The sequence below is a fragment of the Amycolatopsis sp. NPDC051102 genome (genome assembly GCF_040682815.1).
In the GTDB taxonomy this organism is placed as follows: domain Bacteria; phylum Actinomycetota; class Actinomycetes; order Mycobacteriales; family Pseudonocardiaceae; genus Amycolatopsis.
Window position 1 is genome coordinate 1 of sequence record NZ_JBFBBT010000036.1, and the last position, 25,199, is coordinate 25,199.

General features: G+C 72.7%; 26 protein-coding genes. 12 read left to right on the forward strand and 14 right to left on the reverse strand.

The window, feature by feature from the left end; translation table 11 throughout:
• Window positions 1-466 precede the first annotated feature (466 nt).
• The 4 genes from AB0M93_RS46305 to AB0M93_RS46320 all read left to right on the forward strand — a co-directional run bounded on the left by AB0M93_RS46305 (window position 467) and on the right by AB0M93_RS46320 (window position 3,362).
• Window positions 467-1,396 carry an alpha/beta fold hydrolase gene (locus tag AB0M93_RS46305; protein ID WP_364287089.1) on the forward strand — a complete coding sequence of 310 codons (930 nt, stop codon included), beginning with the start codon at window positions 467-469 and terminating at the stop codon, window positions 1,394-1,396.
• Window positions 1,397-1,464: 68 nt separating this feature from the next.
• Window positions 1,465-1,893: a hypothetical protein gene (locus tag AB0M93_RS46310; RefSeq protein ID WP_364287092.1), complete on the forward strand. Its 429-nt coding sequence runs from the start codon at window positions 1,465-1,467 to the stop codon at window positions 1,891-1,893.
• Window positions 1,894-1,994: 101 nt separating this feature from the next.
• Window positions 1,995-2,807: a DUF1206 domain-containing protein gene (locus AB0M93_RS46315; RefSeq protein ID WP_364287095.1), complete on the forward strand. Its 813-nt coding sequence runs from the start codon at window positions 1,995-1,997 to the stop codon at window positions 2,805-2,807.
• A 114-nt stretch (window positions 2,808-2,921) separates the two neighbouring features.
• Window positions 2,922-3,362, forward strand: a complete 441-nt coding sequence (locus AB0M93_RS46320; RefSeq protein WP_364287098.1) for a DoxX family protein — start codon at window positions 2,922-2,924, stop codon at window positions 3,360-3,362.
• 85 nt (window positions 3,363-3,447) lie between these two features.
• Here AB0M93_RS46320 and AB0M93_RS46325 read toward each other — a convergent pair whose 3' ends face one another.
• Complete coding sequence (locus AB0M93_RS46325) at window positions 3,448-4,158, reverse strand: TIGR03089 family protein (protein WP_364287101.1); 711 nt, start codon at window positions 4,156-4,158, stop codon at window positions 3,448-3,450.
• 107 nt (window positions 4,159-4,265) lie between these two features.
• On the opposite strand from AB0M93_RS46325, the gene AB0M93_RS46330 reads away from it, so the two are divergent.
• A complete protein-coding gene (locus tag AB0M93_RS46330) occupies window positions 4,266-5,102 on the forward strand; it encodes an NAD(P)H-binding protein (RefSeq protein ID WP_364287104.1) in 837 nt (278 codons plus the stop codon).
• Here the strand turns inward: AB0M93_RS46330 and AB0M93_RS46335 are convergent.
• Both AB0M93_RS46335 and AB0M93_RS46340 read right to left on the reverse strand, forming a co-directional pair.
• Window positions 5,095-6,228: an LCP family protein gene (locus AB0M93_RS46335; protein WP_364287255.1), complete on the reverse strand. Its 1,134-nt coding sequence runs from the start codon at window positions 6,226-6,228 to the stop codon at window positions 5,095-5,097. The two genes, AB0M93_RS46330 and AB0M93_RS46335, sit on opposite strands and share 8 nt — an antisense overlap.
• Before the next feature lie 178 nt (window positions 6,229-6,406).
• Window positions 6,407-7,933: an LCP family protein gene (locus AB0M93_RS46340; protein WP_364287107.1), complete on the reverse strand. Its 1,527-nt coding sequence runs from the start codon at window positions 7,931-7,933 to the stop codon at window positions 6,407-6,409.
• A gap of 137 nt (window positions 7,934-8,070) precedes the next feature.
• Here AB0M93_RS46340 and rfbB point away from each other — a divergent pair, with 137 nt between their 5' ends.
• Complete coding sequence (rfbB, locus tag AB0M93_RS46345; protein WP_364287109.1) at window positions 8,071-9,060, forward strand: dTDP-glucose 4,6-dehydratase; 990 nt, start codon at window positions 8,071-8,073, stop codon at window positions 9,058-9,060.
• A 5-nt stretch (window positions 9,061-9,065) separates the two neighbouring features.
• Window positions 9,066-9,959 (forward strand): dTDP-4-dehydrorhamnose reductase, encoded by an 894-nt coding sequence (gene rfbD / locus AB0M93_RS46350; RefSeq protein WP_364287112.1) that lies wholly within the window; start codon window positions 9,066-9,068, stop codon window positions 9,957-9,959.
• Between the two features lie 27 nt (window positions 9,960-9,986).
• Here the strand turns inward: rfbD and AB0M93_RS46355 are convergent, their stop codons facing one another.
• The 3 genes from AB0M93_RS46355 to AB0M93_RS46365 are packed head-to-tail and all read right to left on the reverse strand — an operon-like array spanning window position 9,987 to window position 14,544.
• Window positions 9,987-11,072 carry a glycosyltransferase family 1 protein gene (locus AB0M93_RS46355; protein WP_364287114.1) on the reverse strand — a complete coding sequence of 362 codons (1,086 nt, stop codon included), beginning with the start codon at window positions 11,070-11,072 and terminating at the stop codon, window positions 9,987-9,989.
• Window positions 11,065-13,575 (reverse strand): glycosyltransferase, encoded by a 2,511-nt coding sequence (locus AB0M93_RS46360; RefSeq protein ID WP_364287117.1) that lies wholly within the window; start codon window positions 13,573-13,575, stop codon window positions 11,065-11,067. The genes AB0M93_RS46355 and AB0M93_RS46360 overlap by 8 nt, the downstream gene beginning before the upstream one ends.
• A 33-nt stretch (window positions 13,576-13,608) precedes the next feature.
• Window positions 13,609-14,544 carry a glycosyltransferase family 2 protein gene (locus AB0M93_RS46365; RefSeq protein WP_364287120.1) on the reverse strand — a complete coding sequence of 312 codons (936 nt, stop codon included), beginning with the start codon at window positions 14,542-14,544 and terminating at the stop codon, window positions 13,609-13,611.
• A 9-nt stretch (window positions 14,545-14,553) separates the two neighbouring features.
• On the opposite strand from AB0M93_RS46365, the gene AB0M93_RS46370 reads away from it, so the two are divergent.
• From AB0M93_RS46370 to AB0M93_RS46380, 3 genes are all read left to right on the forward strand, one after another.
• The gene (locus tag AB0M93_RS46370) at window positions 14,554-15,630 is read left to right on the forward strand and encodes a glycosyltransferase family 1 protein (protein ID WP_364287123.1); all 1,077 of its coding nucleotides are present in this window, start codon (window positions 14,554-14,556) and stop codon (window positions 15,628-15,630) included.
• Window positions 15,631-15,728: 98 nt separating this feature from the next.
• Window positions 15,729-16,859 carry a glycosyltransferase family 1 protein gene (locus AB0M93_RS46375; RefSeq protein WP_364287257.1) on the forward strand — a complete coding sequence of 377 codons (1,131 nt, stop codon included), beginning with the start codon at window positions 15,729-15,731 and terminating at the stop codon, window positions 16,857-16,859.
• Between the two features lie 197 nt (window positions 16,860-17,056).
• On the forward strand, window positions 17,057-17,917 hold the full coding sequence (locus tag AB0M93_RS46380) for a glycosyltransferase family 2 protein (protein ID WP_364287125.1): 861 nt from the start codon (window positions 17,057-17,059) through the stop codon (window positions 17,915-17,917).
• On the opposite strand, the gene AB0M93_RS46385 is transcribed toward AB0M93_RS46380, so the two are convergent.
• Complete coding sequence (locus AB0M93_RS46385; protein WP_364287131.1) at window positions 17,914-18,366, reverse strand: hypothetical protein; 453 nt, start codon at window positions 18,364-18,366, stop codon at window positions 17,914-17,916. The genes AB0M93_RS46380 and AB0M93_RS46385 overlap by 4 nt on opposite strands.
• Before the next feature lie 141 nt (window positions 18,367-18,507).
• On the opposite strand from AB0M93_RS46385, the gene AB0M93_RS46390 reads away from it, so the two are divergent.
• Both AB0M93_RS46390 and AB0M93_RS46395 read left to right on the forward strand, forming a co-directional pair.
• On the forward strand, window positions 18,508-19,596 hold the full coding sequence (locus AB0M93_RS46390) for an NDP-sugar synthase (protein ID WP_364287136.1): 1,089 nt from the start codon (window positions 18,508-18,510) through the stop codon (window positions 19,594-19,596).
• Window positions 19,597-19,599: 3 nt separating this feature from the next.
• Entirely contained in the window at window positions 19,600-20,496 is an 897-nt protein-coding gene (locus AB0M93_RS46395; RefSeq protein WP_364287139.1) for a DNA-3-methyladenine glycosylase 2 family protein, read from the forward strand.
• Window positions 20,497-20,529: 33 nt separating this feature from the next.
• Here AB0M93_RS46395 and AB0M93_RS46400 read toward each other — a convergent pair whose 3' ends face one another.
• From AB0M93_RS46400 to AB0M93_RS46430, 7 genes are read right to left on the reverse strand one after another with little or no spacing between them, the layout of a single operon-like run.
• Window positions 20,530-20,751, reverse strand: a complete 222-nt coding sequence (locus tag AB0M93_RS46400; protein WP_364287142.1) for a hypothetical protein — start codon at window positions 20,749-20,751, stop codon at window positions 20,530-20,532.
• On the reverse strand, window positions 20,751-21,116 hold the full coding sequence (locus tag AB0M93_RS46405; protein WP_364287145.1) for a GntR family transcriptional regulator: 366 nt from the start codon (window positions 21,114-21,116) through the stop codon (window positions 20,751-20,753). The genes AB0M93_RS46400 and AB0M93_RS46405 overlap by 1 nt, the downstream gene beginning before the upstream one ends.
• Window positions 21,113-21,550, reverse strand: coding sequence for a hypothetical protein (locus AB0M93_RS46410; protein WP_364287148.1), 438 nt, complete (start codon window positions 21,548-21,550; stop codon window positions 21,113-21,115). The genes AB0M93_RS46405 and AB0M93_RS46410 overlap by 4 nt, the downstream gene beginning before the upstream one ends.
• Before the next feature lie 27 nt (window positions 21,551-21,577).
• Entirely contained in the window at window positions 21,578-22,123 is a 546-nt protein-coding gene (locus AB0M93_RS46415) for an NUDIX hydrolase (protein ID WP_364287151.1), read from the reverse strand.
• Window positions 22,120-23,514 carry a coenzyme F420-0:L-glutamate ligase gene (locus AB0M93_RS46420; protein ID WP_364287154.1) on the reverse strand — a complete coding sequence of 465 codons (1,395 nt, stop codon included), beginning with the start codon at window positions 23,512-23,514 and terminating at the stop codon, window positions 22,120-22,122. Before AB0M93_RS46420 ends, AB0M93_RS46415 begins: the two co-directional genes overlap by 4 nt.
• Window positions 23,450-24,439: a 2-phospho-L-lactate transferase gene (gene cofD, locus AB0M93_RS46425; protein WP_364287157.1), complete on the reverse strand. Its 990-nt coding sequence runs from the start codon at window positions 24,437-24,439 to the stop codon at window positions 23,450-23,452. The genes AB0M93_RS46420 and cofD overlap by 65 nt, the downstream gene beginning before the upstream one ends.
• On the reverse strand, window positions 24,436-25,188 hold the full coding sequence (locus tag AB0M93_RS46430; protein WP_364287160.1) for a GNAT family N-acetyltransferase: 753 nt from the start codon (window positions 25,186-25,188) through the stop codon (window positions 24,436-24,438). Before AB0M93_RS46430 ends, cofD begins: the two co-directional genes overlap by 4 nt.
• Window positions 25,189-25,199: the final 11 nt, after the last annotated feature.

The window sequence follows — 25,199 nt, forward strand, 5'->3', positions numbered from 1 at the left end:
AAGCTGCTGCTCATCCACCAGCCGTTCGTTCGCCGCGAGTGATCACCGGGTTGGGCATCGATGGCCGGCACCCACGTTACGACGAGACCTACCAAACTGGTGGCCGTGTCCCTATCAGCGGTCCCTCGATGCCACCAGACCCGGTGACACCACCCCCCGGATCATGCCTTCGACTGGGGGCGCAAGTCATGCCGGGCCTGGTGACCACCACTCCCTGGTCGGGAGCCACGAAAAAGGTAACGGGGGGGGCACTGGGTGCCGCTGTGGTCGCCTTGGGCGTTGTGTCGTCGCCTTGGGTGGACCCTGTGGTCGCCTGGGGCTTGTGCCGTCGCCTTGGGCTGGCGGCCTGCTTGAGCTTGGGCGTGCGTGGGGGATTCACTCACTAGGGTGAGCTTCTTGCTGGCTACTCGTGCGTTAAACCTCTCGGTGATGCTGGTCACCATCGGTTCACAGAGAGGTGAAACGGATGGGCGCAATGGTGCGCGGGCTCGTCGTGGCCGCTGCTGCTTCGGTGGCTCTGCTGGGGGTGGGGGCCGGGACCGGTCTTGCCGCTGAACGGGAGCCCTCCGGGCCTGTTCAGCCCAATATTCTCGCCGCTGCCGTCTACTCGCTCGGGGATCCCACCCTTGCTCCTCCGGGGGCCAACGACTGGGGTTGCCGGCCCTCCGCTCTGCATCCCAATCCCGTTCTTCTCTCCAACGGGACCACCGCCAACGCCTATGAGAACTGGGCCAACCTGTCGCAGAAGCTTGCCTCGGCCGGTTACTGCGTCTTCGCCGGGAACTTCGGCGGGGCTCCTGGGGCCTTCCTGCAGACCGTGGGCCCTATTGCCGACACTGCGAAAGCGCTTGCCTCCTTCGGGGACCGGATCCTTGCCGCCACCGGGGCCGCCAAGCTCGATGTCGTCGGGCACTCGCAGGGTGGGATGAACGTGCGGTACTGGATCAAGTACCTCGGTGGCTCCGGGAAGATCAGCCGGGTTGTCGGGCTGTCGCCGTCCAACCACGGGACCGATCTCTTCGGGCTTCTCAGCACCCTTGAGATGGTTCCCGGGGTTCCGGCCGCGCTCGGGACCGTCTGTCAGGCCTGCAACGAGCAGGCTGTCGGGTCCGACTTCCTCGCCGATCTCAATGCCGGTGGGGAGACCGTGCCCGGCATTCAGTACACCGTCATCCAGACCCGGTACGACGATGTCGTCACTCCGTACACCAGTGCCTTCCTGGCGCCCGGGCCCAACGTCAAGAACATTCTGCTGCAGAACGTCTGCGGGCTCGACTTCACCGATCACCTCGGGATCACCTACGACCCCGTGGCCGCCGGGCTCGTGCTCAACGCCCTTGATCCCGCGCACGCCAAGACGCCGCCGTGCGTGCCCGTGGCGCCCGTCATCAGCTGAGTTCGCCACATGAGACATAACCCACCGGCGGGGCCCTTCCGGGCTCTGCCGGTGTCACTCTCGAACCCATGTACTGGCCGGTTCCGGCGTCCTGGACGCCCCACGACGAAGCCGAGCTCGTTGCCGGCTGGCGGCTGTGGCTCGAACTGTCCGATCGGGGGTGGCCCACCGCCGCCTGGGATGGGACGCCTGCCGGGGCTGTTCGGCGGCTTCGGGAACTGCTGGATGCCTGTGATGAGATCGAGACCGGGTACCGGGCTGCCGTCGGGGAACCGTCGGCCGGTTTCCTGCGGCTCGTGCAGGGGCTCGTCGTCACCGCCGGTACCGCCATCGAGCTCTGGTTCGACGACTTCGAACCACTCGATGACGATCGGGCCGCCCTGCTGCACGAGGATCTCGCGCGGTTCGCCGGGCAGGCCGAACGGGTGCTGACGGTGCTCGCCGTCAACGGTGGGTGGACCGGGCTCGACCGGGACGTCCGCCGCGACCGGCCGTAGCCGGGCCGTTGCCGAACCGGGTGGGTGTCCTCCCAACGTCGCAGTGACGTTGGGCCACTCGGCGGAACTGATCACGGGCCGGGCTGGGTACCTCAGAAAGCATGAACCGGACAGAGGCCACCGCCGAACGCGGCGAGAAGAGCAACACCGCACAGCTGCTCGGCCGGGCCGGGATGGCCTGCTACGGCGTTGTGCACATCGTGATCGCCTACCTCGCCCTGCAAGTCGCCTTCGGCGACAGTGAGCAGGCCGACCAGAAGGGCGCCCTGCAGCAGATCGGCTCGACCGCCTTCGGGCAGATCCTGCTGTGGATCGTCGCCGTCGGCCTGATCCTGTTCGGGCTCTGGCAGTTCCTGATGGCCGCCACCGGCTACGAGTGGGTCAGCGGCGGGAAGCGGACGCGCAAGCGGATCGGCGCCGCCGCGCGCGGGGTCGTCGTGATCGCGCTCGGCGTCTCCGCCATCCGCATCGCCACCGGTAGCGGCGGCGGGTCCAGCAACCAGAAGCAGCAGGAGTTCACGGCCAAGCTGCTCCAGCTGCCGGCCGGGCCGGCGCTGGTCGTCATCGCCGCGGCGTGCGTCCTCGGCGTGGCCATCGCCGCGGGCGTCAAGGGCGCGAAGAAGAAGTTCCTCGAAGACCTCAACACCTCCGAGCTGCCGGGGAAGACGAAGCGCTGGATCGGCTGGATCGGCACCGCGGGCTACCTCGCCAAGGGCGTCGTCCTGGCCATCGTCGCGTTCCTGCTGGCCATCGCCGGCTTCAAGGCCGACCCGAACAAGGCGGGCGGCCTCGACAGCGCGCTCAAGACGCTGGCCGCGCAGCCCTTCGGCACCGTGCTGCTGACCGTCGTGGCCCTGGGGCTCGCCGCCTTCGGCGTCTACTGCTTCGGCGCCGCGCGGGCGCACAAACGCTGATCGGCTCCTGTCGGTTTCCTGTCGATCACCCTCCGGAGCTTCGGATGTGGGTGCCCGGTGCCCTACTTTGGGTCGGGTCAGTTGAACTTTCACCTACTCGGGAGCTGAAACCGGATGTTCGGACGATTCAAGGACGTGGCCCTGTTGCTGGGGAGGATCGGCGTCGCGGTCGTCTTCCTCGCGCACGGGCTGCAGAAGTGGAACAACGGCATCGGCGGCACGGCGAAGTTCTTCGAGATGACGGGCATCCCGCTGCCCACCGCCGCCGCGGTCTTCGCGATGACCGTGGAGATCCTCGGTTCGATCGCGTTCATCGCCGGCTTCCTGCTGCCGCTCGTCGGCATCGGCTACGTCGTGATTTCGGTCGGCGCGCTGCTTTCGGTGCACATCGACAACGGCCTGACCGGCCAGGGCGGCTACGAGCTGGTCCTCGTGCTCGCGCTCGCCGGGCTCGCTCTCGGCTTCAACGGCGGGCGGCTTTCGCTCGACCACCTGCTGTGGGGCCGCAAGCGCGGCCGCCGCGACGTCGAGGCGGGCGAGCTGGCCAACGCCTGAGTTCCGCACGCTGCCGCGGCTGTCGTGAGTGGTAAGGCGAGTTAGAACTCGCCTTACCACTCACGACCGGCTGCGGCAGACTGCGTTACGCGGGGAGGTCCGCCGTGGTGCGCTCCGCATCGCGGCGGGCCCCCAGCTTCGCCTGGTCCGCGTTGCTCACGTGGACCAGGTGGGCACCCGCCGCCAGCGGGACGAGCAGGCCGTCGAGGATGCCTTCCGGGCCGCTCCAGTCCCGGGTGGACAGCACGCGGTCGTCCGCGGTGAGGCCGAGTTTCGCGGCCCGGGCCCTGGCTTCGGCCAGCACCTCGTCCACTGTGGACTCGAAGAGCGCCGTCGTTTCGCCGGGCACCGGGAAGAGCGGGCTGTACTGGTCGCCCGCGGTCCGCGACTCGGTCAGGTAGTCGAACGCGCCGCCACCGGGCGGCTCGGCGAGGCCGCGGCCCATCGGGTCCAGCGTCACGACGGCGGTGGCCGCCGCGCCGGTCGGTTCCGGGTCGTCCGGGCCGACGAACGCCACCCGTGCGCCGGCGCCCTCGGTCACCACCCGCGCCCCGCACCACCACGCCCCGAGCAGCACGCCGACGGTCTGCCAGTGCGCCGGGAGCTGCACCGCCACGGCGTCGCCCGGTTCGACGTCGAACTCCTCCGTCAGCCAGTTGGCGGTCTTCGCCGCCCAGTTGGCCGTGGTCGCCACGGACAGCTCGACGCGGCTGCCCAGCTGGTCGTCGTAATGGGTGATCAACGGTTTGGCGGGCGAGGCCAGCAGCGGCCGCAGCAGCTCGTCGGTCAGGCTCATGGGGACAAGGCTAAAGCGCGGACCACGCGGTGTGCCGGTTGACACCGGATCTCCGAGCTCAGTAGGTTTGCTTTGAAAGCAAACCTATCTCGGAGCTGGGGGACAGCATGACCATCCTGGTCACCGGAGCCACCGGACACGTCGGGCACGCGGTGGTCGACGCGCTCGTCGCCGCAGGTCAGGACGTCCGCGCGTCGAGCCGCGACACCTCGAAGCTCGACGTCCCGGACGGCGTCGCGAAGGTGAGCGCCGACCTGGAAGACCCTGCAACGCTGGAACCCGCGCTCGACGGCGTCTCCGCGGTCTTCCTCTACACGCGCCCGCAGGGCATCGAGGGGTTCGTGAAGGCGGCCGAAGAGGCCGGCGTGCGGCACGTCGTGCTGCTGTCGTCGGGGGCGACGCTCGAGCCGCGGTCGGCGCAGAGCCGCATCGCGCGCCTCCACCGGGCGGTGGAGGAGGCGCTGATCGCGGCACCGTTCGCGGAGACGCTGCTGAACCCGGGCTCCTTCGCGACGAACGCGCTGGGCTGGCGCGCGGACATCGCCGAGGGCGTGGTCCGCACGCCGTACGCGGACTCGCGGATCGGCGCGATCCACGAGCGCGACATCGCCGACGTGGCGGCGAAGATCCTGTCGGACGGCTCGCACGCGGGGGAGGCGCTGCAGCTGAGCGGGCCCGAGCCGATCAGCTTCCGGGAGCAGGCCGCGGTCCTGGCGGACGTCCTGGGGCGGCCGTTGCGGGTGGAGGAGCTGACACCGGAGCAGGCGGCCGCGCGGATGGTGGCGCTGGGCTGGCCGCCCGAGGTGCCCCCGGAGGTGCTGCGCGCGATGGAGCGGACGACGCGGGAGCCGTCGACGGTGACGGATGTGGTGCGCGAGGTGACGGGGAACGCGCCGCGGACCTTCCGGCAGTGGGCCGAGGAGCACCGCGCCGACTTCAGTTGACGCAGGGGACCCCGGGGGAGTCTCGGAGCAGCGGCGCCGCGCCGGGGGCGGCGCCGCTGCCCGAGCCGCCGCCCGAGCCGCCGCCCGCCGGGGCCGCCGGGGCTGCCCGGCCCGCCAGGCCGGCCACGAACTCGCGGACCGCCTTCACGTCGATCTGGACGATGCTCTGGCCGTCCGCACTCCGGCCGTTCGCCGTCACCACCGGGATCGTCGCGAACGTCAGGTCGCCCGATGCGATGCCCTTCGCCTGCTGGGCGAACTGCAGCAGGTCGAGGCCCGGATCCAGCGTCAGCGACCGGTGGACCGCGTCCATCAGGTCCGTCATCGTGCCCGGGCTGGTCAGCGTGCCGGCCGAGAGCAGCTGGTGCAGCGCCGAGGACAGGAACGCCTGCTGCCGGACGATCCGGTCCAGGTCGCCGCGCGGCAGGTTCTTGCGCTGGCGGACGAACGACAGCGCCTCGCCGCCGGACACCGTCTGCTCGCCGCGGCGGAAGTTCGCGCCCGAGTCCTTGTCCTCGGTCGCGTGGTTCAGGCACACCTTGACGCCGCCGAGGGCCTCGGTCAGCAGGTAGAAGCCCAGCAGGTTGATCTCGGCGTAGTGGTCGATCCGCACCTGCGTCAGGTCCTGCACCGCCTGCACCAGCACCCGCCGGCCCTCGGTGTCGGAGTCGCGTTCGATCTTCGCCTGGTCGCGCTCGCCCTGCCCGCGCAGCTCCTGCGCCGCGTGCGCCTTCGCGACGCCGTACGCCGAATTGATCTTGGCTTCGCCGCGGCCCGGGATGGCCGTCCACGTGTCGCGCGGGATCGAGACCGCCGACGGCTTGCCGCCGTTCTTCGGCACCCGCAGCACGATCACCGTGTCGGTGTTCACCGCGCCGTTGTTGGCTTCCGTGCGCAGCTGGCGCAGCACCCGCGCCGGCAGCGCGTTGCCCTGCGCGTCCGTGCGGGCGTCGCTGCCGACGAGCAGGATGTCCTCGGCGCCGTCGTCCGCGGGCGGCGGCGCGGGCTCGCCGGCGCGCGGGGTCAGCGCGTCCGTCGTCGGGATCGTGCTCTGCAGCTGGTCCTTCGTGACGTAGGCGTAGCCGCTGGCGCCGAGCGCGAGCAGGGACGCCAGAGCCAGCGCGATCCGGCGCGTCGCCCGCCCGGCGCGGCGCGCCCGCGACGGCGCCGCGGCACTCTCTTGACTAGGCTCTGGCGACGGCGCCAAGTCGTCGCTCTGCGTCACCGGATCGGCGTCCGCCTCCGGTTTTTCCTGCTCGTCCGCCACCCTGGCCTACCTCCCCCGAACACCCTGCGTACGCAGTCTAGTTGACGCAGGGGACGTCGCCCGCGGTGATGGGCGGCGCGGCGGGGGTGGATGCGGGCGTCGGGACCGACGGCGGCTTCGTGGCCGGCGACGTCGGCGCGCCACCCGGGCCGGCGGCCGAGTTCCGGAAGTCCCTGCCCAGCAGTACGCGCACGTGCCCGGCCGGGACGTCCCGGTCCGGTTCGGCCTGGACCGTCGTCCCCAGTGCCTGCTTGACCAGGCCCAGCGCGGTGTCGTCGGCCGGGTTGTAGCGGACCACGGTCGTGTTGCGGGTGCTCAGCCGCTGGTCGGCGGCGAGCGTGAAGCCCTTGCCTTGCAGCATCGTGTGCGTCTGGCCGGCCAGCGCCGGCGAGCCCGAGCCGTCGAACAGCTCGACCGTGACGGCCTTCGCGCCGGGCACCTCCGCCGGCGTCGAGGCCGCCGGGGAGCTGCCGTCCGACGTCAGCCGCGTCACCTCGGCCGCCACCGCGGCCGGGTCGACGCGCAGCACGTCGGCGCCGCCGATCACCGCGTTGCCCAGCGTCGGGATGGTGTGGAACTCGATGTTGCCGCCGGTCAGGCCGCGCATCTGCTCGGCGAACTCGGTCAGGTCCCAGCCCTGCGACACCACGACGGACTTCTTCACCGCGGCGACCAGATCGGCGATCTTCGCCGGGCTGGTGAGCACGTCGGTCGAGATCACCTTGCGGGCCAGCCCGGACAGGAACGCCTGCTGGCGCGCGATCCGGTCGAGGTCGTAGTTGGGCAGGCCGTAGCGCTGGCGGACGAACGCGAGCGCCTGCACGCCCTCGATCGTCTGGCGGCCGCCCGGCAGGTCCACGCCGGACTTGATCTCCTTGACCGGCCCCTTGAGGCAGACTTCGACGCCGCCGATCGACTGGGTGATCTCGTAGAAGCTCGCCAGGTTGACCTCGGCGTAGCGGTCGATCATGCCCGGCTTGCCGATGAACTTCTCGAGCGTGGCGATCAGGTTCTTCCGGCCGGCGACCTTCGCCTGCGCGTCGGCCTCCTTGAGGTCGGTCATGCCCTGGCGCTGCAACGTCTTGTAAGTGTCCGTGTACGCGTAGACGAACGCGCTGTTGAGCTTGTGCTTGCCGTAGCCGCCGGCCAGCTCGACCCACGAGTCGCGGGGGAACGAGACGGCGATCGCGCGCTTCCCGTTCTGGGGGATGTGCACGAGGATCATCGTGTCGGTGTTCAGCTCGCCGTCGGAGACGCCGGCGTGCAGCATGTCCAGCACCTCGCGGGGCAGCGGGTTGCCCTGCGCGTCGGTGCGGCTGTCCTGCCCGACCAGCAGGATGTCGATCGCGCCGTCGAGCGGTTTCGCGTGCGCCTCGGTGTCGGCGAAGACGTTCGTGGTCGTCAGGCCGGAGTTCGGGTCGCCGATGTAGTGCCAGCCGTACCAGGTCAGGGCCAGGACGGCCACCGACAACAGGGAGACCACGGCCTTCCCGCCGCGGCGGGCGAAAACCGTGGCGCCGTTGCCGCGGCGCGCCGGGATGGTCGGCGCAGCCTGTTCGGTCACGCGCTTCCTCCCCTGTGACCCCGTGCTTCCCCCAGGACACCCGTGTGCCTCCGCGCAGACTCTACTGAGGGTGTTGTGGGACCTCCGTAGGCTGGGGGCGGTATGCCCCGCCCGGGGCGCGAGGGAAAGGCGGGAAGATGCGGGTCCTGGTCACCGGTGGTGCCGGCTTCATCGGGTCGCACTACGTCCGGCAGGTGCTGACCGGCGCCTACCCGGCGCTGCGCGATGCCGAGGTGGTCGTGCTGGACAAACTCACCTACGCCGGCAACGAGGCGAACCTGGCGCCGGTCGCCGCCGACCCGCGATTGCGGTTCGTGCGCGGCGACATCTGCGACACCGCCCGGGTCACGGAGGTGATGACCGGGGTGGACCTGGTCGTGCACTTCGCCGCCGAGTCGCATGTGGACCGCTCGATCCTCGGCGCCGCCGACTTCGTGCTGACGAACGTGCTCGGCACGCAGAACCTGCTGCAGGCGGCCCTGGAAGCCGGCGTCGGCAAGTTCGTGCACGTGTCCACCGACGAGGTGTACGGCTCGATCGAGCACGGTTCGTGGACCGAAGACCACGTGCTGGAGCCGAACTCGCCGTACTCGGCGTCGAAGGCGTCCTCGGACCTGGTGGCGCGGTCGTTCTTCCGCACGCACGGGCTGCCGGTGTGCATCACCCGGTGCTCCAACAACTACGGTCCGTACCAGTTCCCGGAAAAGGTCATCCCGCTGTTCGTCACCCGCCTCCTCGACGGGGGGAAGGTGCCGCTCTACGGCGACGGGCTCAACGTCCGTGACTGGCTGCACGTGGACGACCACTGCGCCGGCATCCAGCTGGTCGCCGAGGCGGGCCGGCCGGGCGAGATCTACAACATCGGCGGCGGCACCGAACTCACCAACCGCGAGCTGACGCAGAAGCTGCTCGACGCGGTCGGCGCGAGCTGGGACAGCGTCGAGCCGGTCGAGGACCGCAAGGGCCACGACCGCCGGTACTCGGTGGACATCACGAAGATCGGCGAGGAGCTGGGGTACGCTCCGCGCGTGTCCTTCGAGGACGGTCTGGCCGCGACAGTGGCCTGGTACACGGACAATCGCGCGTGGTGGGAACCGCTGGCCGAGCGGACCGCGCTCCGGAAGTAGAGGAAGTGCCTGTGCGGCTGACGGTGCTCGTGCCCGGGGGTTCCGGGCAGCTCGGCCGGGATCTGGCCGCGCTGGCGTCCCCTTCGGTGGAGGTCGTGGCCCCGGGCTCGGCCGAGCTGGACGTGACGCTGACGGGCCAGGTGCTGGCGTCGGTCGGGGCGCTGGCCGAGCGGGCGCGGGAATCGGGCTCGGCGCCGGTGGTGATCAACGCGGCGGCGTACACGGCGGTCGACGCGGCGGAGACGGACGAAGAACGCGCGTTCGCGGTGAACGCCGACGGGCCGCGCGTGCTCGCGGCGGCCTGCGCGGCCCGCCGGGTGCCGCTGGTCCACGTGTCGACGGACTACGTCTTCCCGGGCGACGCGTCGTCGCCGTACGAGCCGTCCGACGAGCTGGGCCCGCGTTCGGCGTACGGCCGGACGAAGGCGGCGGGTGAGGACGCGGTCCTCGGCTCGGGCGCGTCGTCGTGGGTGGTGCGCACCGGGTGGCTGTACGGCCGGACCGGCACGAACTTCGTGAAGACGATGGCCCGCCTGGAGTCGTCGCAGGACGTGCTGTCCGTTGTGGACGATCAGGTGGGCGGTCCCACGTGGACGGCCGACCTGGCCGCGGGCCTGCTGGAGCTGGCGTCCCGCGTGGCGGCGGGCGACGGCCCGGAGCGGCGGATCCTGCACTGCACGAACGCGGGCGAGGTCAGCTGGTGCGGGTTCGCGAAGGCGATCTTCGGCCACCTGGGCGCGGACCCGGCCCGGGTGAAGCCGTGCACGACGGCGGAGTTCCCGCGTCCGGCGGCCCGCCCGGCGTACTCGGTGCTGTCCCCGGCTTCGTGGCGCGAAGCCTGGCTGACCCCGATGCGGCCGTGGGAAGAAGCGCTGGCCGCCTACTTCGCCACGGCGTAGGCCCGGATCGATCGTCCGGGCCGTTGGTCAGTGACGCCCTGAGGCCAGCCGGTACGCGCCCACCGTCAGCTCCGCGCACGTCCGCCACGTGAAGTTCGCCGCGTGCGCTCGCCGGGACGCCGACGTCGCCACCGCGTGCGGGTCCGTCACCGCCGTCCGGAGAGCCTCCGCCAGGCCGTCCACGTCGCCGTACGGGACCAGGCTGGCGCACTCGCCCGCCACCTCGCGCAGGGCCGGGATGTCCGTGCAGACCACCGGGACGTCCGAGGCCATCGCCTCCAGCACCGGCAGGCCGAAGCCCTCGTCGCGGGAGGGCAGCACCAGCGCCGACGCGCCCGCGACCACCGTGCGCAGGTCCACATCGGACAGATAGCCGGTCTGGAAGCGCCGGGCGCCGCGGGGGAACGGGCCCGGGCCCGCGAACACCAGGTCCGGCAGGTCCGGTGCCGCGTCGTGGGCGCGGGTCAGCCAGTCCAGGCCCTTCCGGGGCCCCGCCGCGCCGGCGAACAGCAGATAGCGCGAAGGCAGGCCGAGCCGCGCCCGGCGCTCGTCGTCCGGGGGGCGCGCGGTGAACCACGCCGGGTTCACGCCCAGCGGCGTCACCACGATCTTGTCGCGGGAGACGTCCAGGCGCTCCGCCACCGCGTCCGCCACCGCCGCCGTCGGGGTGCAGATGACGTTGGCCCGGCGGGCGCCGCGGCGGACCAGGGCCGGCAGGTCGCGGTCGCTCGGGGCGAGCTCCTCGGGGTTGTCCAGGAAGGCCAGGTCGTGGATCGTCACCACGCCCGCCGCGCGGAACCGGCCCGGCAGCACGAAGTTCGTGCCGTGCACGACGTCGGTCGGGCCGGCGAACAGCTCCACCGGCGGGAAGTCCGACCGCAGCCACGCCATCCGCAGCAGCCGCGCCGCCACCGGCATCCCGCGGGCCCGCGCGCCGTACGGGAGCACGTGCCGCAGCCGCCGCCAGCCGCGCAGCGTGAACGCCACCGCGCGCGTGTCGACCTCCGGGATCGACACCAGTTCTTCGCTCAGCGCGGCCGTGTACCGGCCGATCCCGGTGCGCGCACCGAGCAGGGGAGTGCCGTCGAGGAGGACGCTCAGTGACCTAGCCACGGCGGAGCCGTTGCTTCGCGACCTTCAGCGCGCGGCCGCCGACGCGCCGCGCCAGCTCGGCCGCGCCGCCGGCGGCGAGGTACTCGCGCACCAGGTCGGCGTCCCGCTTGAGCATCGCCCGCCCGCGCACCGCCGGCGTCGTCACCAGGTCCGCCGACCCGGGCAGCCGGTCGGCCGCCGGGCGCGGGTCGCGGCAGAACTCCACCAGCGGCTTCAGCGCTTCGGGCCACGCGAACCGCTGCGCGACGACGGCGAGCCGCTCGACGCAGCCCGCGGCGAACTCCTCGTCGTACAACGCCTTTTCGAGCGCGTCGGCCAGTGCGGCGGCGTCTTCGGCCGGGACGACGACGCCGAGCCGCTCGGCCCGGACCAGGTCGGCGAAGGCGTCGCCGTCGGTCGTCACGATCGGCAGGCCCGCCCACAGGTAGTCGAGGACGCGGGTGCGGAACGCGAACGTCGTCTCGACGTGCTCGTAGTGCGTCGTGACGCCGCAGTTGGCGTCGAGCAGCCAGTTCTGGCGCTCGTGGTAGGGCACCCACTGCTCGTTGAAGTAGACGTGCTTGCCGGTCAGCCCCAGCGAGTCCGCGAGCCGGATCGTCCGGGTGCCGATGTCCATCTCGGCGACCTCGGGGTTCGGGTGCTTCATACCGAGGAACACGAGCCGGACGTCCCCGCGGTTGCGGCGGAGCCGGTCGATCGCGCGGACCAGCGTCAACGGGTCGAACCAGCTGTACACCCCGCCCGCCCAGAGCACGACGTGGTCGGTGCCGCCGATGCCGAGCGAGGACCGCAGGCCCGGCCCGGTGCGCACCGGCGGCTCCGCCGGCAGGCCGAAGGGGACGACGGCGAGCAGCGACTGCGTCGTCGGGTCGGCGTCGTAGAGGCGCGGCGACAGCCGGCCCATCGCGGCGAGGTGGCCCAGCCAGAAGTGCCGCTGCCGCTCGGACGCGCAGAGGAAGAAGTCGCCGCGCTCCAGCTGGGCGTCCAGGACGCGGGTGACGCCGGCGAGGTCGGCCGCGCGCTTGTCGTCCGCGACGCCCTTGCCCTGCTCCAGCAGCTCGAGGTGCATCGGGTCATACAGGTCGGCGACGACGATCTTGCCGCTGTGCTGCTTCTTCAGCGTCGGCGCCAGTTCGAGCACGTGCCCCTGCAGGACGACGACGTCGGCCCAGGCGATCGGCGCGTCGAGCTCGCGGAACTTGCCCGCGCTGACCCGGAACGGCGCGGGCGGCGGCGTCGCGAGGGGGTTGGTGGTGATGAGGTGGACGTCGTGCTCGGCCGCCAGGGCCAGCGCGATGTTCCAGGCGCGGATCGCCGGGCCCGCCATCCGCTCGGTGAGCGCGTCGCCGGTCAGCACGAGGATCTTCCGGCGCTGCCCGAACGCCTTCTCGATGCCGAACGCCTCGACGAGGATGTCGTGCGCGGCCAGGTAGCGCGGCAGCGGGTACGCGGGCTCCAACGCCTTGCGCAGCAACGGAAGCAGGTCGGCGTCGGTGCGGACGCGGGCGGCCTGCTCGACCGCGCGGGACGCGGCCAGCGACGGCAGCTGCTCGACGAACTGGTCGATGGCCAGCAGCCCGGCGAGCGTGGTGCGCGGGATGGCGACGTCGCCGGACTCGATCGGGCCGACGCCGTGTTCGAGGTCCAGCTGGGTCGCGTCGAGCTCGCCGCGCGCGGTGGCGCGGCGCACGGCCAGCGCAAGCGCCGCGGGCAGCGCGCGGGCCAGGGTCTCGTCGGAGAGGTTCTTGTACAGCGCGGCCAGGGCGTTGCGCTCCAGGAGGAACGTCTCGCGTCCGGTCTCCGGGGCGTCGACCGACGCCATCGTGCCGTGATGGCGGTGATACGTCAGCGACTCCGGGACGTACCGGACGCGCCAGCCGCGCAGGTTGAGCCGCCAGCCGAGGTCGACGTCCTCGTAGAACATGAAGAACCGCTCGTCGAAGCCACCGACCTCGGCGAACACGCTCGCCCGGACGAACAGCGCCGAGCCGGTGCCGAACAGGACGTCCTTGGCGACCTCGTGCTCGGCGGCCGGGACGTCTGCGAGCGGCGACCCGGCGTGCCGCTTGTAGCCCATGCCGAACCAGGTCAGGCCGCCGTCGACGAAGTCGGTGCCGGTGCCGTCCCAGTCGAGGACCTTGCTGGCCACGGCGGCGACAGCCGGCTGGGCGCGCAGCTCGGCGACGGCGGCGGAAACCCAGCCGGGCGCCGGGCGGGCGTCGTTGTTGAGGAAGCCGAGGACGGTGCCCCTCGCGTGCTTCGCGCCGAGGTTGCAGCCGCCGGCGAACCCGGTGTTGCGGCCGGCTTCGATCACCTGGGCCCGGGGGACGGCTTCGCGGATGCGCACGGCCTCGCCGTCACCGGCGGAGTTGTCGACGCAGATCAGCTCGAGTTCGGGGTAGTCGTGCTCGGCGAGCGCGCGCAGGCAGGTGATCGTGTCGTCGGCGCCGTGGTAGTTGACCACGATCACCGAGACGAGCGGTTGCGGTTCCCCCTGCGCCAAAGCCAGCTCCTCGTCGTCGGGTAGAGGGCAAGCTTAAAGGCCCGCCCACGCCTCCCAGACCGCGCCTCGGCCGAGCGCCGCGCGGCGGGTGATCTTGCGGCGGGCGAGCAACGTCGCTGGTAGCCGCAGGGCCACCTCGGCCACCACCCGGCAGCGCAGGCTGAACCGGAAGTTCGCCGCGGCCGGCCGCCCCGGCCGCAGCGGCAGCACCGCCGTCAGCGCCGCGAACCTGATCAGCTGTTTCACGGCGACGTCGCGGGGCGCGCAGCGCAGCAGCATGAGCAGCCGGTTGCGCTCGTTCCAGCGGTGGAACAGGGGCGAGCCGAGGTCGCTGCTGACGCCGTGGGCGTGCCGGACGCGGGCGTCCGGCGCCGCGACGACGTCCCACCCGGCCAGCCGCAGCCGCCACGCCGTGTCGGTGTCCTCGTAATAACAGAAGAATCCGGCCGGGACGCCGTGCACGCTCTTCAGGGCGTCGGTGCGCAGCAGCGCCGCCCCGCCGCAGAAGCCGAACACCTCGCCGGCGGGCTCGGTGACGTCGGCGCCGTGGCCGTCGGCGGTCAGCCGGACGCCGGCGGACTGCGTGCCGCCGTCGGGCCGCACGAGCAGCGAGGTCGCCGCAGCGGCCAGCGGCGCCTTTTCGAGGACGTCCTCCAGGGTGGCGAGCCAGTCCGGCGCGGGTTCGGCGTCGTCGTTCAGCCACGCCATGAACGGCGTTGCGACCTTCCCGGTGGCAACGGCGAGCGCTCCCGCGTACCCCGTGTTGCGCGGGAGACGGAGTACTTCGGGGCGCGAGGGATGGGCCGCGAGCAGGGCGGCGGTGCCGTCGTCGGAGGCGTTGTCCACCACGAGCGTCCGATGTGGACGCGTCTGCGCGGCGAGCGCGTCGAGGCAGGCCGTGACGTGCCCGGCACCCCGCCAGGTCACGACTACCACCGTGGTGGCGGGATTGACGGTCACGTCCCGCACAATAGCCGCGTGCCCGAACTGGTCGTGCTCGCCGAGCAGCTCCTCGCGCCCGTGCCCGGTGGCACCGGGCGCTACACGGCCGAGCTGCTCCCCGCGCTCGCGAAGACCGCGCCGCCGGGCTGGACGGTGTCCAGCGTCGTCGCGCGGCACGCCGACGTGGACGCGGCCCGGCTGGACGGCGTCGACGGGCCGCGGGTGCTGCGGATCCCGCCGCGCGCGCTGGTCGCCGCGTGGCAGCTGGGCCTGCGCTGGTGGCCGGGCGGCGACGCCGTGCACGCGCCGACGCCGTTCGCGCCGCCGCGCGCCCCGGCCGGGAAGACGCTGAGCGTGACCGTGCACGACACCGTGCCGTGGACGCACCCCGAGACGCTCACCGCGCGCGGCGTCAGCTGGCACCGGTCGATGATCGCGCGGGCCGCGCGAAGGGCGTCCGGGCTGGTCGTGCCGACGCGGGCGGTCGCCGACGAGCTGGCGGTGCTCATCGACGTCGACGTGCCGGTGCGGGTCGTTCCGCACGGCGTGCGGGTGCTGCCGGGCTCGGCCGAGCTGGACCTCCCGGCGCAGTACGTGCTGGCGGTCGGCACGATCGAGCCGCGCAAGGGGATCGACGTGCTGGTCGACGCGGTCGCGGCGCTGGACGGCACGGCGCTCGTGCTGGCCGGCCAGCCGGGCTGGGGCGGCGTCGACCCGGTGGCGCTGGCGCGCGAACGCGGCCTGCCCGCGGAGCGGCTGCGGATGCTCGGGAAGGTGACCGACGCCCAGCTGGCGACCGCGCTGCGCCGGGCCGACGTGCTGGCCGTGCCGAGCCTCGCCGAAGGGTTCGGGCTGGGCCTGCTCGAGGCGATGGCGGCCGGGGTCCCGGTGGTGCACACCGACGTCCCGGCGCTGGCCGAAGTGGCCGGCGGCGCGGGCGTGATGGTGCCCCGCGGGGACGCGGCGGCGCTGGCGAAGGCGCTGCGCGAGGTGCTGGGATCGCGGTCGCTGGCGGCGGAGCTGGTCCGGTCGGGCCGGGAGCGGGCCCGCGCCTTCACCTGGCGGCGCGCCGCGGAGGCCGTCTGGGCGATCCACCGGCGGGCGCACGACTGAACGAGCCGCACCGAGGCTGCCACCTGCCCGGTTTGCCAGTTCCCCACCAAGGCGCGGGTGCGCCGCCGTACTCTGCTGGGGTGAGCGATGACCCCCGGGTGCTGATCGACGCGACCGCGGTTCCCGCGGACCGCGGCGGGGTCGGCCGGTACGTGGATTCGCTCGTCGCCGCCCTCGACACGGACGGGGCCCGGATCACCGTCGTCTGCCAGCCCCGCGACCTGCAGCTTTACGATCGGCTGGCCCCGCGCTCCCGCGTCGTGCCCGCCTCGCCGGCGACGACCACCCGCACGGCCCGGCTGACCTGGGAACAGGCGACGCTGCCGCGGCTGGCCCGCCGCCTCGGCGCGGACGTCGTCCACTCACCGCACTACACGATGCCGCTCGCGACGTCGGCGGCCTCGGTGGTCACGCTGCACGACGCGACGTTCTTCACCGACGCGGTGCTGCACTCGTCGGTGAAGGCCCGCTTCTTCCGCGCGTGGACGGCGACGGCGCTCCGGCGCGCGACGCTGTGCGTGGTGCCCTCGGCCGCGACGGCCACGGAGCTGGCCCGCGTCGGCCCGGTCCGGCACGCATCCTTGGAAGTGATTCACCACGGAGTGGACAGCGAGCGCTTCCACCCGCCGTCCCCCGCGGAGGTCGCCGCGGCGCGCGCGGCGGTCGGCTTGGGGCGGACCCCGTACGTGGCGTTCCTGGGCGCGCTGGAGCCCCGGAAGAACGTGCCGGCGTTGATCCGCGGCTTCGCCCGCGCGGTCGCCGGCCGCCGCGACGCCCCGGCGCTGGTCCTGGCGGGCCAGCCGGGCTGGGACACGCAGGTGGAGCGGGCCCTGGACGCGGTCCCGCACCGGCTGCGCGTCATCCGGGCGGGCTACCTGCCGTTCGGCACGCTGGCGGGGTTCCTGGGCGGCGCGGAGCTGGTGGCGTATCCGTCGTTGGGCGAGGGATTCGGCCTGCCGGTGCTGGAGGCGATGGCGTGCGGCGCGTGCGTGCTGACGACGCGAAGGCTGTCGTTGCCGGAGGTGGGCGGCGACGCGGTGGCGTACTGCGGCGTCGGCGCGGGCGACGTCGCGGCAGCGCTGGGCGAGCTGCTGGACGACCCGGGCCGCCGCGCGGAGCTGGCCACGGCGGCGCAGCAGCGCGCGAAGGAGTTCTCGTGGGCCACGACGGCGGAACGGCACCGCGAGGCGTACGCCAAAGCCTGGTCCCGCCACCTCCGCACCCGCTGAACCGTGATCGAAGCGTCGACACGCGTGATTGGCAGGTCGACACGCGTGATCGAAGGGTCGACACGGCGGCGACCGGCTCGCGGAGTGTGTCGACCTCTCAATCACGCGTGTCGGCTTTCTGATCACGCGTGTCGGCGCTTCCGTCACGGCCTCCGGGGTGGCGGGGTTGCCCTGCGTGACGAGTGGACAATGGCCGGGTGACTGAGCAATCCCGCTATGGCGACGGTGTCGGCGTCGTGACCGTGACCTACTTCTCCGAGGACACCATCGAGCGGTTCCTCGACACCCTCGAGAAGGCCACCGAGCGCGAGGTCAAGGTGGTCGTCGCGGACAACGCGTCCGTCGAGGGGGCCCTCGAGCGGGTCGCCGACGGCCGGAAGAACGTGCAGGTGCTCAGCATCGGGGAGAACGTCGGCTACGGGACCGCCGCCAACCGGGGCGTCGCCGAGCTCGACGACTCCTACGGCTGGGTCGTCGTCGTCAACCCGGACCTCGAATGGGAGCCCGGGTCGCTCGACGCCCTCCTGGAGGTCACCGAGCGGTGGCCGCGCGGGGGTGCCTTCGGGCCGCTCATCCACGGTCTCGACGGCACGGTCTACCCCTCGGCGCGGCTGCTGCCGTCCTTCGGGCGCGGGATCGGGCACGCCGTCTTCGGGAAGGTCTGGCCCGGCAACCCCTGGACGAAGCAGTACCGGCAGGAGACCGGGGCCCCCGTCGAGCGCGTCTCGGGCTGGCTGTCCGGCTCGTGCCAGCTGATCCGCCGCGAGGCGTTCGACTCCGTCGGCGGCTTCGACACGCGCTACTTCATGTACTTCGAGGACGTCGACCTCGGCGACCGGCTGGCCAAGGCCGGCTGGCTGAACGTCTACGCGCCGTCGTCGCGCGTCACGCACGAAGGCGGTCACTCGACGTCGCAGGCGTCGAAGAAGATGCTCGCCGCGCACCACGCCAGCGCCTACCGCTACCTCGCCGACCGCCACCAGGGGCTCGCCTGGAAGCCGGTGCTGGCCGCCGTGAAGCTCGGCCTCGCGCTGCGGCTGAAGCTCGAAACCCGCTAGATCCCGTCGAGCCGGCGCGAGAGGTCGGACTTGCCGATGTTCTGCGTCACCGTCGGCACCAGGCCGGTGTCCTCCGGATCGGGCTCCTTCAGCGGGCTCGTGATCTGCTCGGCCTGGGGCCGGCGCGACAGCGGCGTGGGCAGCGGTGTCGTCGGCGACGGCGTGCTCAGCGGCGTCGTCTGCTGCGGGCGGCGGCCGCCCTGGACCTCCATCCGCCGGGTCGGCGCCGAGCCGGCCAGCGGGTGGTCGTTCTCCTCGATCAGCGACGCCGGCAGCTGCGTGGTCGTGTCGGGGTCCCGGCTGCGGTCGAGCCCGTCGATCTGCGCGCGCGGGATCTGCTGGGTGTTCGACGAGTCCATCGGTGACGTCGCGCTGTCGGGTGTCACGACGAACACACCGCGCGCCTGGGCTCGTGCGAGCAGGGCGTCCGCCCGATCGCGGGGGTCCATCCCCTCGGCCTCCCGACTGACCCGGGGCCCTCTGGGGAAAGGCCCGCCTGTTTCCTGTCTAGGGTAGGCCCTCCGGGCGACCTCCGTCAGGGTTTCCCGCGGCTTGTCGCTCAGCGGTGCGTGATAAAAGAGGAGATTTCCGTGACGTCCGAGGTCCGAACCGACGCTGTCGACGCCGTCGTCCTTGTCGGGGGCAAGGGCACGCGCCTCCGGCCATTGACGCTGTCGGCACCCAAGCCGATGCTCCCGACAGCCGGGACGCCGTACCTGAGTCACCTGTTCTCCCGCATCCGCGAGGCCGGGATCCGGCACGTCGTGCTGGGCACGAGCTACCGTGCGGAGGTGTTCGAGGAGTACTTCGGCGACGGCAAGTCGATCGGCCTGGAGCTCGAGTACGTGGTCGAGGAGGAGCCGCTCGACACCGCCGGCGCCATCCGGAACGTCTACGACAAGCTGCGCGCCGAGCAGGTGATCGTCTTCAACGGCGACATCATCTCCGGCTCGGACCTCGGCGAGCAGCTGCGGGTGCACCGCGAGTCGGCCGCCGACGTCACGCTCCACCTGCAGCGCGTGCCGGACCCGAGCCGCTTCGGCTCGGTGCCGACCGACGAGACCGGCCGCGTCCAGGCGTTCCTCGAGAAGACGCCGAACCCGCCGACCGACCAGATCAACGCCGGCTGCTACGTCTTCCGCCGCCCGGTGATCGAGGCCATCCCGGCCGGGCGCCGCGTCTCGGTGGAGCGCGAGACGTTCCCGCAGCTGCTGGAGCAGGGCGCGCACATCCAGGGGTTCGTCGACACTTCCTACTGGCTGGACGTCGGCACGCCGGAAGCGTTCGTGCGCGGCTCGGCCGACCTCGTGCGCGGCCTGGCCCCGACGTCGGCGCTGCCCGGCCGCCCCGGCGAATTCCTGGTGCTCGACGGCGCGTCGGTGGCGGAAGACGCCCAGCTCAGCGGCGGTTCGACGATCGGCGTCGCGGCGGTCGTCGGTTCGGGCGCGAAGATCGACGGCTCGGTCCTGTTCGACGGCGCGGCCGTCTCCGAAGGCGCGGTGGTCGAGCGCTCGGTGCTGGGCCACGGCGCCCGCGTCGGCGCCGGTGCGGTGCTGCGCGGGGTGGTGCTGGGCGACGGCGTGTCCGTCGGGGCGGGCTGCGAACTGCTGGAAGGCGCCCGGATCTGGCCGGACGTCGTGCTGCCCGACGGCTCCATCCGCTTCTCGAGCGACGCCTAGCCGATGTACTGGCGTCCCGCGTTCGAAGTCGACCTGGACGGGGTCCTGCGTCCGCTGAAGCGCGGGCGCGGGTCCCTCAACATCCTGACCGACGAGCGCGGCATCACCTGGCTGGCGTCGAACACCCCCGACGGCCAGGGAACGCTGGCGCTGCGCCGCCACCCGGACGGCCACATCGAGGCGGCGGCCTGGGGCGACGGCAAGGACCGCCTGCTCAGCGGCGTCCCGGCGCTGCTCGGCGCGAACGACGACGACTCGGAGTTCGTCGCGCACCACGACGTCGTGGCGCGGGCCCGCCGGTCGGCCCCCGGCCTGCGGCTCGGCGCGACTGGGGTGGTGTGGGACTGGCTGGTGCTGGCGGTGCTGGAGCAGAAGGTGGCGGGCAAGGAGGCGATCCGCTCGTGGGCCGAGCTGTGCCGCCGGTTCGGCTCGCGCGCGCCGGGGCCGGCCCCCGAGCAGCTGCGGGTGCCCCCGACGCCGGCGCAGATCCGGGCCTTGCCGGACTGGCACTGGCATCGGGCGGGCGTGGACATCAAGCGCCGGACGGCGCTGTTCAACGCCGCCGGCGTGGCCCACCACCTGGAGCGCGCGGTGGAGCTGCGCGGACTCGAGGGGCGGCACTGGCTGCGCCAGGTGCCGGGCATCGGGGTGTGGACGGCGGCGGAGATCGCCCAGCGCGCGTGGGGCGACCCGGACGCGGTGAGCTTCGGCGACTACAACATCCCGTCGATGGTGGGGAACGCGTTGCTGGGCCGGAAGACCGACGACGCGGGGATGGCGGAGCTGCTGGCACCGTACGCACCGCAGCGGCAGCGGGCGGTGCGGTACCTGGAGGCGGCCGGCCATCGGCGGCCCCGGTTCGGACCGCGGATCGAGCTGCGCGACTACCGCGCGATGTGAAGGCGGGGCACGGATGGCCGCAGCCGATTTCCCTTACTGCTGTGGGGGATAGCCACCCGGCCGGCCCGGGTACGGCGGCTGCTGAGGCGGGTACCCCGGCGGCTGCTGGCCCGGGAACCCTTGCTGCGGCGGGTGCTGCTGGTACCCCGGGTACGGCGGTTGCTTCGGCTTGTTCGAGTTCACCACGACCAGCACCACCGCGACGATGGCGCCGATCACCAGCAGCAGGATCAGCAGCGCCAGGACGCTGAGCATCAGCCGGTCCCCTCGTCGAGTGCCGCGCGGACGATCGACAGCGCCTCGGCGTCGTCGAGGCCGAGCTTACGGGTGGTTTTCGCGTATTCCGCCGCCGCCTGCTGGGCTCGGCGGCGGCTCTGGTCGCCCGCCGCCGCGACGAAGCTGCCCGCCCGGCCGCGCGTCTCGATCAGGCCCGCTTCCTCCAGCTCGCGGTACGCCCTGGCCACCGTGTTCGGGGCGATGCCGAGGTCGGCCGCCAGCTGCCGGACGGTGGGCAGCTTCGTGCCCACCGCCAGGCTGCGGTCGTTGATCCGCGTTGCGAGCCCCGACCGGACCTGCTCGTACGGCGGGACCGGCGATCCGCTGTCGAAGGGGACGATCACCAGCTCTGCGGCCCCGCTCCCGGCCCCGGCAACTGCTGTTGCGGGAACGTCGGCCCCTGCGGCGAGTACTGCTGCGTCGTCGGCTGCTGCGGGAATCCCTGCTGCGGCGAGGGCGGGTAACCGGGCTGCTGCTGGGGGAACCCTTGCGACGGCGGCGCGAACCCCGGCTGGGTGAACCCCTGCTGCGGCGGACCCGGTGGCGCAAAACCTTGCTGCGTAAACCCTTGCTGTGACGGGAAACCCGGGTTCGGCGGGAACTGCCCGCCGTTCTTCATCGCTTCTTCGCGGCGCATCTTCGACACCCGCACCACCACGACGATCACGAACACGATGATCGCCAGGATCAGCAACCCGACGACGATGTAGCCGAACACCCCGCCGCCGCCACCGCCGCCGGAGTGGAAGTGCACCCGCTCGGGGAACTGCGTAGCCATGTGGTCCCTCCCTGTCCGCACTCCAGGTTAGTGCCCGGCACCGACAGGAACGGCCGCTTTCACCAGATCGGCGAGATCGTCCGACCCCGCCGGGAGCGCGTTCACCGGCCACCACCGCAGGTCGTCGGACTCGTCGCTCCGCACCGGCGAAGCCCCCGGCGGGGCGTGCACCGCGAACCGGACGTCGAAGTGCCGCGTGGGCACCCCGAGCGAGCACGTGATCGGGTGGACGTCCAGGTGCACCGGCTCGGGGGCGAGCCGCAGCCCGGGCATCCCGGACTCCTCGGTCGCCTCCCGCAGCGCCGCGCCGGCCAGCGACGCGTCCGACGGCTCGCAGTGGCCGCCCAGCTGCAGCCACCGGCCGACCCGCGGGTGCAGCGTCAGCAGCACCTGGGTGCCGGTGTGGTCCAGGACCACGGCCGACGCCGTCAGGTGCCCGGCCGCGCAGGAGCGCTGACAGGAATCTTCCCGGGCGGCCAGGAACCCGAGGAACGCCTGCCGCAGCGACTCCTGGGAAGCGAGACCGGGCCGCCACGACGACAGCGTCTCCACGGCGTCCGCGTGCAGGCTCACAGCTCCAGCAGCCCTTCCCCGGCCAGCGCCGGTCCACGCGGTTCCGGCTCGGTGAGCGGCACGCCGATGGCGACCGAGCCCAGCGGCTGCCAGCGCTCGTCCAGACCGAGCACCTCCCGGACGATGCCGGCGGCGAAGATCGTCGACCCGATCCAGCACGAACCCAGGCCCTCGGCCGCCAGCGCGACCAGCAGGCCCTGCACCGCGGCGCCCCCGGCCACGGTGAACATCGTCTTCTCGCAGTCGTTGCGGCGGTCGTCGCGGTAGGTGTGCGCGCCGTCCGGGACGAGGAACGGGATCACCACTTCCGGGGCCCGGTACAGGATGTCGCCGCGGCCGAGCCGCTTCGCGATCTGCTCCGGCGTGAAGCCGTCCCCGGTCAGGTCGGCCTGCCACGACTCGCGCATCGCGTCGAGCAGCTTCTTCCGGACGCCGGGGTCGCGCAGCCAGACGAACCGCACCGGGTGCGTGTGGTGCGGCGCGGGTGCGGTCAGCGCGGACCCCACCGCCCGGCGGATCGAGGTGGGGGACACCGGCTCGTCGGCGAACTGCCGCACCGAGCGCCGGGCCGGGACGGCCTCGCGCCGGCCCTGCGCGACCGCTTCGTTGGCGCCCAGCCGGAACAGGTCCTCCTCCAGCGGGCGGATGAGGTCGCGTGCGGTCGAACCGTCGTCCTCCAGGCGGAGCCCGCGGACCACCGCGACCGGCGTCCCGCCCAGCTTGCCCTTGACCAGGTCGGCGGCCGCGGCGAGCTCGTCGGCGACGGCCACCTCGGTGACGGCCAGCTCGTTGCCCTGCCCGTCGACCTCCCCGCGGTAGGCGTGCAGCACGCGCAGCCCGGACGAGCCGATGGCGGCGTCGGTCTGCCCGACCCGCCACGCGCGGCCCATCGTGTCGGTGACGACCACGGCGACCTCGACGCCGAGCCGGTCCCGCAGCCCGTTGCGCAGCGCCAGCGCCGACGCGTCCGGGTCGGCGGGCAGCAGCGCGACCTCGTCACCGGCCACATTGGACGCGTCGATGCCGGACGCGGCCTGCACGATCCCGAGGTGGTTCTGGGTGATCACCGTGCGCGCGATCCGCGCGACGATCCGCACGGCCTCCTGCTCGACGAGCTTCCGGCGTTCGGCGTCGCGGGCTTCGGGGTCCGACGGCACGCGCACCAGCCTGCCCTCGGCCTTCGAGACGATCTTGCTGGTCACGACCAGGACGTCACCGGAGCGCAGCCAGGGCGCGGCGGTCACGATCGCGCCGGTCAGGTCGTCGCCCGGGCGGAACTCCGGCAGCCCGGTGACGGGCAGGATCTCCAGCTTGGGGGAAGCGTGGTCACTCAACGGGGGCTCCAGCCAGTTCGAGGGCGGCGCGGGCCATCGCCGCGGTCGCGTCCACATCGGACATCAGCAGCGGGACGTCGCGGACGGTCACGCCCGGCACGTCGGCGGTCTCGCCCTCGGCGATCAGCCAGCCGTCCAGCACGCCGCCGTCCTTGCGCGAGCCGTAGTGCCGGCCGACGGCCTCCGCCGACGTCTCGACGCCGATCGCGGTCAGGCACGCGTCGGCCATCCCGCGCAGCGCCTTGCCGCCGATGATCGGCGACACGCCGACGACGCCGGCGGACGTCTTGCGCAGCGCGTCGCGCACCCCGGGAACGCCCAGCACGGTGCCCACCGACACGACCGGGTTCGACGGCGCGAACAGCACCGCATCGGCCCCCGAGATCGCCTCCAGGACACCCGGCGCGGGCTTGGCCTCCTCGGCCCCGACCGCGACGATCGAGTGCGCCTTCGGCTCGGCGCGGTAGCGCACCCACCACTCCTGGAAGTGGATGGCCTTCTGCTGGCCGTCCTGCTCCGGGTCGTCGATCACGACGTGCGTCTCGACGCGGTCGTCCGACATCGGCAGCAGCCGGACGCCGGGCTGCCAGCGGTCGCACAGCGCCTCGGTCACCGCCGACAGCGGGTAGCCCGCGCGCAGCATCCGCGACCGGATGAGGTGGGTGGCGATGTCCTTGTCGCCGAGGCCGAACCAGTCCGGGTCGGCGCCGTAGGCCGCCAGCTCCTCCTTGACGACCCAGGTCTCGCCCGAGTGCCCCCAGCCGCGTTCGGAGTCGATCCCGCCGCCCAGGGTGTACATGCAGGTGTCCAGGTCGGGGCAGATCCGCAGCCCGTGCATCCAGACGTCGTCGCCGGTGTTGACCAGCGCCGTCACCTCGTGCTCCGACTCGGAGGCACCCTCGGGTGCCATGCCCAGCGCTGCCTTGACACCCAGCAGGAAGCGGGCCCCGCCCACTCCGCCGACCACTACCACGATCTTCACGACGTCGAATCCTCGCACGAGCCGGGTGCGGGCACCCAGTACCGGTATCTGTGATGCAGGGCGTAGCCGAGCCCCGCGTAGAGCGCGAGCGCGCCCGAGTTCCCCTCCGCCACCTGCAACACCGCGTGGCCCGCCCCGTGTTCCGTGCCCCAGGTCTGCACGGCGCCCATCAGCGCGGACGCCAGCCCACGGCGGCGGAAGGCGGGAGCGACTTCGAGCCGTCCGACGTGCAGCCAGTCGTCGACCAGGGCACCGCGGACCACCGCCGCCGTGCCGGCACCCTCGGTCGCGACGCCGTAGCCGACCTTCCCGCCGGTCAGGACCTGCCGCGCGACGGGGGAGTCTTCACCCGGGTTCAGCGTGAGGTCCCACCAGCCGGGCGTGGGTTCGTCGTGGACGGCGCAACCCGGGATGGGAGGTGCCGGGGTCAGCGGGGCGGTGAGGACGGCGACCTCGTGTCCGGCGCCGTGGTGGGTCGCCGGCACCCAGCCCGCGGCCGCGATCGCGTGCTCGTTCGGGCTGTCCCGGACCACCTGGACCATAGGGGCGATCCCCCTGGCGTGGGCGAAGTCACACACCGCGCGCAGGGCGCCGCCGACCGGGCGGCCGGGGTCGCCGACCGCAAGTGCGCTGTTCGCGCGGCCGGTGAACCCGTCCGCCCAGCGCAGGGACCACTCACCTAGGGGTTCCTCGACCAGCGGTGGCCATGCTCTGCTGCAGGTGGTTTCGAGCCTTTCGGGGGCGTTCACCGCTAGATTGT